Origin of the sequence: Colwellia sp. BRX8-7, from assembly GCF_014077275.1 — a bacterium.
Lineage (GTDB): Bacteria > Pseudomonadota > Gammaproteobacteria > Enterobacterales > Alteromonadaceae > Colwellia_A.
Map to the genome: position 1 here is coordinate 45,621 of NZ_JACGVP010000006.1, position 13,340 is coordinate 58,960.

Consider the following 13,340-nt stretch of genomic DNA (forward strand, 5'->3'; position numbering starts at 1 on the left):
TGTCTGTCGCTACCAAAGCTAGTTTTTATTGATACTTTCCCCATCTTTCTGTCGGTACCTCACTTAACAACACCTTGCTTTATCACGAGCTGAGTACCTCACTCAACAATCAAAAAAAAAGCCATAATATTCAAAATAACACTTGATCTAAATCAACAAAGGTTTAAACTTTCAGAAATTACTGAAAGTTCAGAAGACTTAATTATGATTATGACAGCTAAAATTGAATCGTTCGTTATGCACTGTGGTGAAATGGGCAGTCGCTGGGGCTTTAACCGCACCGTAGGTCAAATGTATGGTTTATTAATTATTCACAATGATTCACTCACTGCGCTACAAATATCAGAAGCCCTCAACATTTCTCGCGGTAATGTCAGTATGGGTATTAAAGAATTACAGTCTTGGCGCTTAGTTCAAGTACAACATAAACCCAAAGATCGCAAAGAATATTACTCACCGGCTGGGTCTATTTGGGAAATGGCAATACGTGTCTTTGAAGAACGTCGCAAACGTGAGGTTGACCCTACCCTGTCACTATTACGCGATAACCTTTTAGATGAACCCGCTAACCCTCAAGAACAATATGCACAGCAAAAAATGCATGAGATGCATGACCTACTTGAAACGATTACCCATTGGGCGGCAGAACTACAAAGCATGAGCCCAGAAAAACTTAATACATTAATGAAACTTGGTGCCGGTGTCAGTAAAGTTATTGATATAAAAGATAAACTTTTAAATAAAAACTAAATTGTCACTTTGACTTTTTTAAAGCTAGCACATTAATGTTATAAAAAATTGTCACTTTAAACGTTAAACCCGTTGATGATACTCGTGTTTTCTAGGGTTTATGGAGTAAATCATGTTAGAAACCTTAATGCTTTCACGCATCCAGTTTGCCGCTAATATTAGCTTTCATATCCTGTTTCCAACAATAACCATCGCACTGAGCTGGTTTTTGTTTTATTTCAAATTACGCTTTGACCAAACCAATGATCCTATCTGGATGCGGGCCTACCGTTTTTGGGTCAAAATTTTTGCCCTTACCTTCGCAATAGGTGTGGTTACCGGTATTACTATGTCGTTTCAATTTGGCACTAACTGGCCAAAATTTATGGAAACAGTCGGTAATATAGCGGGACCATTATTGGGTTATGAAGTACTCACTGCTTTCTTTCTAGAGGCTGGTTTTTTAGGCATTATGTTATTTGGTATGAATCGAGTTTCGGCTCGAGTGCATACATTATCAACGTTAATAGTCGCTTTTGGTACCAGTTTATCGTCATTTTGGATCCTAGCACTTAACTCTTGGATGCAAACGCCTCAAGGTCATGAGATGCGTGATGGTGTCGCATTCCCCGTTGACTGGTTTGCTATTATTTTCAACCCATCATTCCCTTACAAATTGTCTCATATGCTGGTTGCCTCTGGTTTAACGGCAGCATTTTTAGTTGCGGGTATAAGTGCCTATCGCCTACTCAAGGGTGATAACAAAAAAGCGCCACAATTAACGCTAAAAATAGCGTTAACAGTCGCGGCGGTGCTGGCACCAGTACAGATATTATTAGGTGATATGCATGGGTTAAATACCTTAGAACATCAACCACAAAAAATTGCTGCCATGGAAGGTATTTGGCATACCGAAAAAGGAGCACCACTGTTGTTATTTGCACTTCCTGATGAAGAGCAAAAAACCAATCATTTTGAAATAGCCATTCCTAAAATGGCCAGCTTTATTTTGACACACGACTTTGATGGCGAAATAAAGGGGCTAAACGAATTTGAAGGTAACCATCCCCCTGTTGCGCCGGTGTTCTTTGCTTTTAGAATCATGGTGGCTTTAGGTCTCTTCATGTTTATTGTCGCTTGGTTTAGTCGTTTTCAATTGTGGCGTAAAAAACAATTGCCCCCTTGGCTATTAAAAGTGCTGGTTGCGATGAGCTTCTCGGGTTGGATCGCCACATTAGCGGGCTGGTATGTCACTGAGATTGGCCGACAACCTTGGCTAGTGACAGGGATTTTAACGGTAAAAGATGCAGCGACAGATATAGCACCAGCAAATGTAGGAATTACACTTACACTTTATTTGACTTTATATGTTGTCATTATGGTGGCCTACCTACACACCCTATTTACGATGGCAGGACGAGCGATTGAACTTGAAGAATTCAGTATCGATGAACAAGTAAAACCTGTTATTCACACACCTAGTAAATCAATCGAGGGATAAGTTATGTTTGAAGAAAATACCTTAGCGCTAATTTTTGTCTCATTAATGGGTCTTTCAATCTTACTTTATGCCATTTTAGATGGCTATGATTTAGGTGTTGGCATTATGCTACCGCTCGATCAAACAGATAATGCAGATACGATGATAGCTTCAATAGGCCCTTTTTGGGACGCTAACGAAACTTGGCTAGTCTTAGCGATTGGTTTATTGTTGATAGCCTTTCCTGCGGCGCACAGTTATATATTTAAAGAGCTCTATTTACCCACCGCGGTATTATTAATTAGTTTAGTGCTTCGTGGTGTAGCTTTTGATTTTCGTGCTAAGGCGGCCTTTGGTCATAAGCCTACGTGGAATAAAGTCTTTAAAATAGGCTCGTTACTCGCTGCTTTAAGCCAAGGTTACATGTTAGGTATGTATGTTATGGGCTTTGAAAGCACTGTAGCCGCTTATTGTTTTAGTTTACTGAGTGCCTTTGGTGTTGCGGCCGCTTATAGCTATATAGGTGCTTGTTGGTTAATTATGAAAACTGAAGGTGAACTACAAATACAAGCGGTAGCTTGGGCAAAAAAATCAGGACTAATTTGTTTCCTTGGTATTATAGCTGTCTCCTTTGTTAATCCATTAATTAACCCAGGTGTCTATGAAAAATGGTTTGCTTGGCCAAACACTTTATTGATATTAACGTTACCCGCTATTTGCTTTGCGTTATTTATTTTTAGCTTAATACAACTAAAGCAACTACCTAAAATAAATGACAAAGGCTGTTGGCGACCTTTTGTCGCGGCAGTGATTATCTTCACTCTATGTTTTTTTGGTTTAGCCTTTAGTTTTTTTCCGTACATAGTGCCTAACAAGCTGACTATTTGGGAAACAGCCGCAGCACCTGAATCTTTGAGTTTTCTCTTATGGGGAACCTTCATTGTGGTACCGGTTATATTTAGTTATACCGCCTTTTCTTATCGGGTATTTTGGGGCAAGGTGCAAGAGCTCAGATATTATTAAGCGTGAGTTTATCCTTAAATAAACTAAGCACAGACACTTATTATTAATGTTCTTCTGTTAAGTATTTTTGCTAAGCGTCGTTCTTAATTAAAAACCAGCCACAAGGCTGGTTTTTAATTAAGGTCATTATACTTTGGCTATCATATTAAGCATTAATCGGTAAACGCATTGGTCTTTTACCTAAGACCGACAATGCATTTGCAACTGCTGGGGCAATAGTCGGTACGCCAACCTCACCAAAACCACCGGGTTCATTAGTACTTTCAAGCAATTTCACCTGAACAATCGGCGCTTCAGCCATTTTAATAATAGGGTAATCATGAAAATTGCTTTGTTTAACACCACCACTTTCAATATCACAACGCCCATAAAGTGCCGCCGTTAGTCCAAAGAGCACGCCACCTTCAACTTGAGCGATTGCTGAGTCTGGGTTGACCACCACGCCACTGTCAGTCACTATCCAAACACGATGAACACGCGCTTGGTTATTTTGCAGTGAAACTTCAGCAACGGTAGCAACCATAGTGCCAAAACTTTTTTGTACCGCAACGCCCATCGCTTTACCGTCAGAGCTAACACCGTATTGCCAATTACACAGCTGCGCCACTTCCTTTAAACATTTTGCATGACCGTCGTTATTATCGAGCAATGCTAATCGATATTTAATGGGGTCAACCTGTGCTTTTTCAGCCAATATATCAATGAAACTCTCGTTGAAAAATGCATGTTGGCTATTTTCGACACTACGCCAAAAACCAATAGGCACAGGAGAAGGATGATTAGCAAACTGCACCTTAATATTATCAACATTATAAGGTGGCATAGAGGCTGGCGCACCACCTTCGCTGCCATAGCTTGCCGATAGCCAGTAACGTGGTTTAGCGTTTTCGTCAAGCTGTGCTGAAAATTTTGCCAGAACTGCCGGTCGATAAACATCTTGTCTCGTGTCTGCCTCACGTGACCAAGTGAGTTTGATAGGAAACTTGTATTTTTTTACTAAAGTGACGACTTCATCAATCCACATTATTGGATTGTCTTCACTCATGCTAAAACCGACACGACGACCAAAGCCTCCTCCCATTGAATGAGCATGAAAAACAACATCTTCTACGTCCATATTAGCGACTTTTGCCGCATGAACACGAGCGTAAAGTGGATTTTGCACACCCGCAGCAACATGAAGCTTATCGCCTTCTAGCCAAGCGCTCGCATTCATCGGTTCCATAGTAGCATGTGCTAAATAAGGCACCCAAAATTCAGCTTCAACTGTTTCACCGCTACCGCCTAACACAGACGCTACATCGCCAATATTGTGGGCATCACTTAATTCTCCTTGTAAACTCTCACGTTGAAAGTTTTCAATACTTGCTGAACTTAAATCACTATTTTTATGGGATGCTGCCGTAATTTTTAAAGCTTTTATCGCTTGCTCTGCTCGCCAAGGATTATTAGCGATAACAGCAACGGATAGCCCCATATTTTCAACACCCAGCACACCCCGCATCGAGGTAATTTCAGCTAAGTTATCAATAGTGGCGACATTAGCGCCAAAGACACCGCTGTGTGCAATAGCTGCATAGCGCATCCCTTCCACATGGCGATCGATACCGTATTGTGTTTCAAGAAATATTTTGTCAGGTAAATCATGACGAGGCATTGCCTTGCCAATAAACTTACGATCACCTTTTGCACGAAGTGTGTAGTTTTCAGGAACGTCTAAAGTTGCCGCATGCTCAACCAGTTCGCCATAACTCCAGCGGTTGTCGCCATCAACAACATATCCAGCATCGGTAGTCGTATTAGTACTTGCGCCGTATTTATCGATGGCTGCGTTAATCAGCATTTGACGTGCAGCTGCGGCTGCTTCACGCATAACTTGCCAGCCAGTAAAACGAATAGAGGCGCTACCCCCAGTCATTTGCATATTAAGTAAGTCGGCTAGACGGTTGAAAGCATTACTAGCAATATGCTCTGCCCAGACTGGTGGCTTACCAATCATTTCACTAACAAAGCCTTCAAAAACGCCACCATTGGAAAATGCAGTGGTCGCAGGCGCAAGCTCTAATTTGATTTGCTGCCAATTCAAGTCAAGTTCATCGGCCACTATTTGGGTTAAACCAGTACCGGCACCTTGACCAAGTTCGGTATGCGGAGAAAGTAGTGTAACGGTATTGTCTTTGTTAATACGAAGCCACAAGTTGAGCAAGGTATCTTTGGTGTTGCCATCTCGCTGCACACCAAGGCGATCATGCATGGCCAAATGTGTTCCTAAACCAATAACCCCTAGCGCTAATCCGCCGCCAATCGCTGCACCACCAAAAACGAACATCCGACGAGTAAGACTCATAAAGACATCTCCTTTGCTACATCAAGAATGGCAGCTTTAACTCGACTGTAAGTTCCGCATCGACAGATATTGGTCATTGCAGTATCGATATCGTCAGAACTTGGATTAGGAGTACTCGCTAATAATGCAGCTGCTGCCATCATCATTCCTGACTGACAATAACCACACTGAGGAACTTGGTGTTTAATCCAAGCAGCCTGTAAAGCGTGCGGAGCCTCTTTTGAGCCGAGAGTTTCAACCGTATTCACTTGCTTACCTTGGGCTGCAACCGCCGGATACATACAAGAGCGAACGGCCTGATTGTCAACATGAACCGTGCAAGCACCACATTGTGCTATACCACAGCCAAACTTAGTGCCGCGAAGACCGGCTTCTTCACGGATCAACCAAAGCAATGGCATATCGTCTTCGACATCAAATAATTGTTCGCGGCCATTAAGGTTGATAGAAATCATAGGGGTTCCTTGCTAAAACATTATAAAGAGAGATAAAAAATCTCCACTAAAATCAATCGATAAGATCAATCTAAAAAATCAAAACTGACGGTTATTGTGTTTGGACTTGTGACTATCATCGCTAAAAACTATTCTCGTCACAATAGCAGCTATTGATAATTTACAACGATGTTCTTCGCAATTAATCACTTTGAGCAGAACCTATTAAAGGTTATTCACGTTTATTGAATAAAAATAATATTATGTTGCTTTCTATTTTCAGTCAATAATTACCTTATAACCACTCAATTTCTTAGCGTGCCCCCCCCCCTACTATTTAATGTTTAATATCGTTAGATTCCGGCTGTTTTTCTAAGGAGGTAGAATATGACTTCGTTAAAGATAGTGCAGATAAGCTGACTTTAATTTCCAATAAAAAATACTTCAAAGCAAACGATATCGTCGCCCTTTATTAAAAATGACATGTGATAGATTTAACGATTAATTAAGTAAATACTAGATGTTGACAAGGTTAACAATAATAAAAAAAGCATCCACTATGGAGTATTCATTAACGTTAGTTTTAGACAAACCGAGGAGATTAACAGCAATGCTTACCTGATGCTTTGCGCTGATTTAAGGTGATATTAATTTTAACGGCTAACTTTTGATTGAAAAATACAGACTAAACGCTTCTTCTCTTAGGCTGAACATATTCGAAAGTAGCTAAAAGTAGAGAGTAATGGCTATGCAACCTTCGCTTAGACATTATCTCGTTCAAAACTAGTTAAAGCTAAACATTCATTAGCTCTATGGATAAGGCATCGTAAATACAATTGTTTATTTTATCTAGATAAAATTTAAGGGTTAATCTAGGTTGTTGCGGGTCAATATTATTTCAACTCAGATCAGGCAGGCAGTGGTAAATAAAGACCTGCTCCTTTGTTTATAAGACTTACTATATTAACCTGCTTTAAAGCCAATTCTAAATCCTCCCCAATGTTTGCCATTAACAAAAATGGGTGCGGAAACATCATGCATTATTTCCCCTGTATCGCGTTTATAGGTTTGTAATAAAAATTTATCTGTGTGTTTCCCACAGCGAATACCTGTAGGGTCATTAAATAAACGTTTAGTGCGATTATTAATAGCATCTATTGCCTGATTACCGGTTAGCGGCTTTGAAAAACATTTGTTATGCGTAGGAAAATAACCATTAATATCAACAGCGCCTGCATAAATCATGTTAGAGAATTCTACTAATAAAGGCTCTTGAATAGCAGGTAAATGTTGGTCTGTGAATTTATCAAAACTGGTGGTAAATTTTTTCGGCTCGGTAAGTCCCAAAGGTTTATAATTAAAATCAAATAACTGCAGTTCTGTTATCTCATTATTTTTAATACTTTTTTCAAATAACTGACCAATTTTACTGGCTGTATACTGCGCCTGATTGCACATATTACTTATTAAAGTCTCACTAGAAAAATTAGAGATATGTACAAATATCGACTCGGTGCCATTGGATAATGTTGTCGCTTGCTTTGATACAGACTTCGTTTCGTGGCTTTTATCCACTAAAAAGTCATGTAAATTTATAATAGCGGTTGAAATTTCATTAGCGGCTAAATCTTGTTCTTTTAAAGCGTGACTTATTTGATCGCTTGCGCCCGATGAATCAGCCATAAGCTGATCAATGTCTTTGAAACCTTGTGATAAATCAGTCATGGTGACGACAACACTATCAGTTTTTTCAACAATTTCCGCTATTACTTGGGTTGTTTCAGTTGTTTCGTCACTAATTTGTTTAAGCATGTCACCTATTTTTCGAGTAGCATCAGCAGTTTTTCCTGCCAGCGCTCTGACTTCATCGGCAACAACAGCAAAACCGCGACCTTGTTCGCCTGCGCGAGCAGCTTCTATCGCCGCATTTAAAGCCAGTAAGTTTGTTTGGCTTGATATGCCATCTATTACATCAGTAATACTCTGTATTTGCTGTGTTTTGCTGGCCAGTGATTCAATTTTTTTTGTGGCGGTACTAACCGCATGATGAAGCTCATTGACGGTATCAATGTTGTGGCTTAACTTTGCTGAACTTGAGCTGCTAGCGGTCATTGCTAGACTCGCTTGCTCTGAGGCTAATGAGGAATTTTCGTTTATTTGCTTACTGTTAGCCGACATTTCTTCCGCTGCAGTCGCTAATCGGTCGACATCTTCACTTGATATTTCTATCGCTTGGGCCAATTGGTTTAAAAAGAAACTGACCTCTGCAGAATTAATCGCTAACTCACTGGCGGTATTACCGATAGATTGACCAATATTAGCAAGAGATTCTGTTGTTAAATTATCACATTGCTTTTTTGTTTCGTTTTTATTTATATTTTTATAGCAGCGACTTACACCGAAAAACACAGCAAAAAAACTAACGACTGCTACACTCAGTGAAGCGAGCAATACTGATGAAAAAGCTTTGTGGCTAGCATACGTAATTAAAGTGATTATTATGGTAATGACTAATGAAACAAGCACTGACTTCTGTAATTTATTTTCCATATGACGACTCACTATAATATTACCTTATTGATATTAGACATAAAAGATAGATAATTTGTCTTTAATAACTATATTAATACATGATTATCAAACAATATGCACTGTAGACCTTAGTATTATAAATATCATTGTATTACTAAAGTCTCCGTTAACGTTTAGTACACAAAAGTGAATACTTCCTGGGCCTAAAACTTTTCCCCTAAAATAAAATGATACACTTGGGTAACCTAAGTAAAAGACCCAACCAGCCTTTAGTTTTATTTAATCAACTAAATATTGACAAAAATTTTATATAAATATTACAGCTAAAGTAGCATACTAGATGATAAGCTTTTAGCTTACATTGCAGGGCGATGCATGAGTAAATAAAACTAAGCTTGTGCCTTAATTAGGTTTATCCGCTTTTAGCAACGTTATAGCCTATTAAATTAAATAAGATTTTTTGTACTTTTTGTTGACCTTACTTGGATTTGATAATCTTAATATTTATGAAATATAATTTATCGCTTGTTAATCACGTTATCTGCTTTGTTATCCTATTTATTGGAACGATTGCTCCAGCTTATAGTAATGAATCGACTTCAAAACTCATTAATGAATACTCGGTTAAAGTGCTGACAGAGGAAGATGGTTTTATTTCTTCTGAGATATATTCAATTATTCAGGATAATCAAGGCTTACTTTGGTTTGGTACCGCTGAAAATGGCGTTATGCGCTATGATGGTCGAAAAACAACCCTGTTTCAATTTGATAGTATGAGTTCAAACGGTTTATCGCATAATGATGCTGGAAACCTGATGTTGGACCACGCCGGAAATATATGGATTGGCACTTGGGGAGGAGGCGCTAGCCTATATGAACCAAAAACAGGAAGCTTTAGTAATTTCATTCATGATCCGCTTCGCCTTGCTTCTATTTCGTCTAATCGAATTCAATCCTTATTTCATGACCAAGAAGACAATATTTGGTTAGGTTCATATGATAAAGGGCTCAGTCGATATCTAGGTAATAATAGCTTTGAACATATTACAAAAACTGATGATTCACCATCAAGTTTATCCCATAATAGAATATGGGATATTGAAAACAACAATAGCAATAGTCTCTGGGTTGCAACTAGCTATGGTTTAAATTTATATGACAAAACTAAGCAAACCTTTTCTCATTTTTTCCCTGCTCCAGAAAATAAAACACCAACAGGCGCAAATGAAATACGCAGTATTTTAAAAACGTCAAAAGATAAACTTTATGTAGGTACTCAACAAGGTCCATTTTCCTTCGATAAAGAAAATGGTCTTTTTACACGATTAAAAACACTTGATAATCAATATTTAGATCAAGTGAATTCTATGATTGAAGACCAAGAGGGCTATGTCTGGTTTGTTACCAGCAAAGGTTTGTTTCGACAATCAAACACAGGTCCTCAGATTGAACAATTTGACCTTGGCAATAATAAGGGTCTGAGAATAATTTTCGAAGATAGCTCTAGAACCATCTGGGTCACTAGCGAGACTCACGGCATATATAAGTTAGTACCACATCGTAAATTTAAATCGATTAATAGCCCTGAACTGACCGCTCCAAATGGAATAACAACAGATGCTAATGGTGATCTTGTCATTGTATCTTCGTCATCGCAGTTATATAAGTGGCAGGTATCATCACAAAAACTAGCCACATTATCAGCACCGATCTTTAGTGATGAGAATGGCTATGGCGCTAATAGACTATTAGAAAATCCCATTATATTTCTTGATGATAATAACAGTCTATGGGTTGCACAAGATGAAGGTTTAGCTAAATTCAACTTAGACACTCAACACCTTGAGTTATTAACCTACCCTAAAACAGATCCAAACCATAAAGAGTTCAGAGAGTTACGAGCCCTTAACATGGACCAATATGGGTACCTTTGGATTGGCACTTATAAAAATGGTGTCTATCGCTATAACCCTTCAACTAAAATCTTTACTCATTTAAATGAATCTTTGGGATTATCTCATCCCGAAGTTTTAAAAATATTTAAAGATAGTGAACAAAATATGTGGGTTGGAACCGGTAACGGTGTAAATCTTTGGCAAGCAGACGAACAAAAGTTCATTTCATTTCAAAGTAATAAAAAAAAATCTGATAGTTTATTAGGAAATATCGTACAGGATATCCATCAAAGTGGAAATGGCAACGTTTGGATTGCTACGCAAAAAGGACTCAACTTATATCTTCCAGAAACAAAAACCTTTAAACATTTTGATAAAAACAATGGATTACCGACCTCTTTAATCCGTGCAATTGCTGATGATAAAAGTGGTCATTTATGGCTGACGACCAATAAGGGGATCTCAAGATTAGACCCTTTATCAGGAAAAGTGACTAATTTTGACAGCTATAATGGTTTATTAGGAATGAATTATTACCCAAATAGCCTAGTAAAAGGTGCAAATGAGACATTTTTCACCAGTAGCCAACGCGGCATCGAGTATTTTAGTGCTTTAGATATAGAAACAACCAATGACGAATTCAATCTTATTTTAACCGGCTTTAATAAAATGGGTCAGCCGATAAAGCTTGATAGACCTTATTCTTATGTCACTGATATTGAACTGACTTATCATGACTACTTTTTCTCTTTTGAGTTCTCTGTTTTAGATTTTATTTCACCTAACAAAAACAAATATGCTTATAAACTTGAAGGCTATGATGATAATTGGATTGAAGTCGGTAATAGAAATATTGCTTCATTTACTAATCTAGATGGAGGTACATATAAACTGCTTGTCAAAGCGACAAATAGCAGTGGTGAGTGGGGGAAGAAATTACTGTCGATCAACTTGTATATATCACCACCGCCGTGGAAAACCTGGTGGGCATACAGTTTATATGTATTATTAACCTTAATTGTCGTATTTATTACCATTTATTTAAGAACGCGTTTACAGCAGACAGAAATAGACAGACAAAAGCAATTTGTTTTAACACTTGAAGAGCAAGTGACTGAGAAAACAGCTTCGCTAAAGACGCAGGCTAAAGATTTAATTACAGCATTAAAAAAATCTGAAGAAGCAACACAACTTAAATCAGAATTTTTAGCTAATATGAGCCACGAAATAAGAACACCAATGAACGGGGTTTTAGGCATGCTGGGTTTACTCATGGATAGTGACCTAACGAAAGAACAAGCCCAAAACGTAAGCATAGCCAATACCAGTGCCCATGCATTATTGACACTTATTAATGATATTCTTGATCTTTCAAAGATTGAAGCGGGTAAAATAGAACTTGAGTATATAGATTTTAATTTACGTAATTTAGTGGCAGAGCTTGCTGAATCTATTTCACTTGCTGCGCAAAGAAAAGGCGTTGAAATAATACTCGATTTAACGGGTATTCCCTGCTCTTTCATTAAATCAGATCCGGGACGAATACGGCAAATCCTCACCAATATTTTAAGTAATGCCATAAAATTTACCGATCAAGGTCAGATAGTGATTAAAGCTAAACTCGAACCTGCCGAAAAAGAACATCACTTTATATTTAGTTGTGAAATTCAAGATACTGGCATTGGTATTCCAGCAGAAAAAATATTTTTACTGTTTGGCTCATTTAGCCAAGTTGACGCTTCCACAACCAGAAAATATGGCGGAACCGGGTTAGGGTTAAGTATAACAAAAAAATTATGTAAGCTACTTAATGGTGATGTAACGGTATCAAGTAAGATAGGCCATGGCAGCTGTTTTAAAGTATCTTGTTTAGTACAAGAAAGTGAATTGTCGACCCCTGTAGTGCCACCGATAGAAGGCTTAAGGTTAAATATTTTAATTGTCGATGATAACAAAACTAGCCGTGAGGTGTTACGCAGACAATTAGAGTGTTGGGGGATAAACGTCACTGAAGCTAAAAGTGCTAAGGAGGCTTTATTTCATTGTGATGAGTGTTTTTCTTCATCAAATTCAAAGATATTTGATCTGGCATTAGTGGACATGGAAATGCCAACGATGAATGGCGAAGCATTAGCTAAAATAATTCGAGCGAATAAAAGCTATGACCCAATGGCACTAGTGATGATGACCTCAATCGATGAAAAACACGACGCTAAACACTTTGCAGACTTGGGTAGTAGTACTTATTTTCCTAAACCAGCAACAACCGAAAATTTATTTAATGCTTTAGCGGTAATTAAAAATAATAGCGATACATTAATAACGGCGCATAACAGTATCGACCTAGAAGCAATAAAAAAGCCTAATATCGGTGCAATGAAAGGCCACTGGCCTAGAGAAATGCATGTGCTACTCGTTGAAGATAACCGAGTAAACCAAATGGTAGCGCTAGCTGTCTTAAAAAAAATCGGCTTAATCGCAGATTTAGCGACTAATGGTGTTGACGCCTTAAATCGATTAAAAGAAGCGACCGTTATTAAACCCTATACGGTTGTGATCATGGATTGCCAAATGCCAGAAATGGACGGTTATGAAGCAACAAAGAGAATTAGAGCAGGTGAGGCTGGAGTAGAAAACACGGCAATACCTATTATTGCAATGACAGCTAATGCGATGCAAGGTGACAAAGAAAAATGTATAGAAGCGGGTATGGATGATTATTTAACCAAACCAATCGAGCCAATGTTGGTGCTTGAAAAATTAAAGTTATGGCGCCATAAATAAAGATATTGTCGGGCTTGGGCGGTTATTATCTTTATAATATCGGTGTTTAACATATGGGTACGAACTCTGCCCTCGCCTTTTCTACCTTAAATAAGTCGCTAATGAACTATTACCGG

General features: G+C 38.3%; 7 protein-coding genes. 4 read left to right on the top strand and 3 right to left on the bottom strand.

Annotation, left to right across the window (positions count from 1 at the left end; translation table 11 throughout):
• The first annotated feature begins 204 nt into the window (after window positions 1-204).
• From H4J57_RS07440 to H4J57_RS07450, 3 genes are all read left to right on the top strand, one after another.
• Window positions 205-750 carry a GbsR/MarR family transcriptional regulator gene (locus tag H4J57_RS07440; RefSeq protein WP_182175603.1) on the top strand — a complete coding sequence of 182 codons (546 nt, stop codon included), beginning with the start codon at window positions 205-207 and terminating at the stop codon, window positions 748-750.
• A 112-nt stretch (window positions 751-862) separates the two neighbouring features.
• Window positions 863-2,230 carry a cytochrome ubiquinol oxidase subunit I gene (locus tag H4J57_RS07445; RefSeq protein WP_182242408.1) on the top strand — a complete coding sequence of 456 codons (1,368 nt, stop codon included), beginning with the start codon at window positions 863-865 and terminating at the stop codon, window positions 2,228-2,230.
• A gap of 3 nt (window positions 2,231-2,233) precedes the next feature.
• Window positions 2,234-3,232, top strand: coding sequence for a cytochrome d ubiquinol oxidase subunit II (locus H4J57_RS07450; protein ID WP_182242409.1), 999 nt, complete (start codon window positions 2,234-2,236; stop codon window positions 3,230-3,232).
• A gap of 145 nt (window positions 3,233-3,377) precedes the next feature.
• On the opposite strand, the gene H4J57_RS07455 is transcribed toward H4J57_RS07450, so the two are convergent.
• The 3 genes from H4J57_RS07455 to H4J57_RS07465 form a co-directional block, all read right to left on the bottom strand.
• On the bottom strand, window positions 3,378-5,579 hold the full coding sequence (locus H4J57_RS07455) for a xanthine dehydrogenase family protein molybdopterin-binding subunit (RefSeq protein ID WP_182242410.1): 2,202 nt from the start codon (window positions 5,577-5,579) through the stop codon (window positions 3,378-3,380).
• On the bottom strand, window positions 5,576-6,034 hold the full coding sequence (locus tag H4J57_RS07460) for a (2Fe-2S)-binding protein (RefSeq protein ID WP_182216211.1): 459 nt from the start codon (window positions 6,032-6,034) through the stop codon (window positions 5,576-5,578). The genes H4J57_RS07455 and H4J57_RS07460 overlap by 4 nt, the downstream gene beginning before the upstream one ends.
• Before the next feature lie 942 nt (window positions 6,035-6,976).
• Window positions 6,977-8,563 (bottom strand): methyl-accepting chemotaxis protein, encoded by a 1,587-nt coding sequence (locus H4J57_RS07465; protein ID WP_182242411.1) that lies wholly within the window; start codon window positions 8,561-8,563, stop codon window positions 6,977-6,979.
• A 488-nt stretch (window positions 8,564-9,051) separates the two neighbouring features.
• Here H4J57_RS07465 and H4J57_RS07470 point away from each other — a divergent pair, with 488 nt between their 5' ends.
• On the top strand, window positions 9,052-13,224 hold the full coding sequence (locus H4J57_RS07470) for a hybrid sensor histidine kinase/response regulator (RefSeq protein WP_182242412.1): 4,173 nt from the start codon (window positions 9,052-9,054) through the stop codon (window positions 13,222-13,224).
• The last annotated feature ends 116 nt before the right edge of the window (window positions 13,225-13,340 follow it).

Bases quoted from the DNA above. Each gene is read 5' to 3' on its own strand.
- H4J57_RS07440 (WP_182175603.1), top strand. From the start codon at position 205: ATGATTATGACAGCTAAAATTGAATCGTTCGTTATGCACTGTGGTGAA.
- H4J57_RS07445 (WP_182242408.1), top strand. From the start codon at position 863: ATGTTAGAAACCTTAATGCTTTCACGCATCCAGTTTGCCGCTAATATT.
- H4J57_RS07450 (WP_182242409.1), top strand. From the start codon at position 2,234: ATGTTTGAAGAAAATACCTTAGCGCTAATTTTTGTCTCATTAATGGGT.
- H4J57_RS07455 (WP_182242410.1), bottom strand. From the start codon at position 5,579: ATGAGTCTTACTCGTCGGATGTTCGTTTTTGGTGGTGCAGCGATTGGC.
- H4J57_RS07460 (WP_182216211.1), bottom strand. From the start codon at position 6,034: ATGATTTCTATCAACCTTAATGGCCGCGAACAATTATTTGATGTCGAA.
- H4J57_RS07465 (WP_182242411.1), bottom strand. From the start codon at position 8,563: ATGGAAAATAAATTACAGAAGTCAGTGCTTGTTTCATTAGTCATTACC.
- H4J57_RS07470 (WP_182242412.1), top strand. From the start codon at position 9,052: ATGAAATATAATTTATCGCTTGTTAATCACGTTATCTGCTTTGTTATC.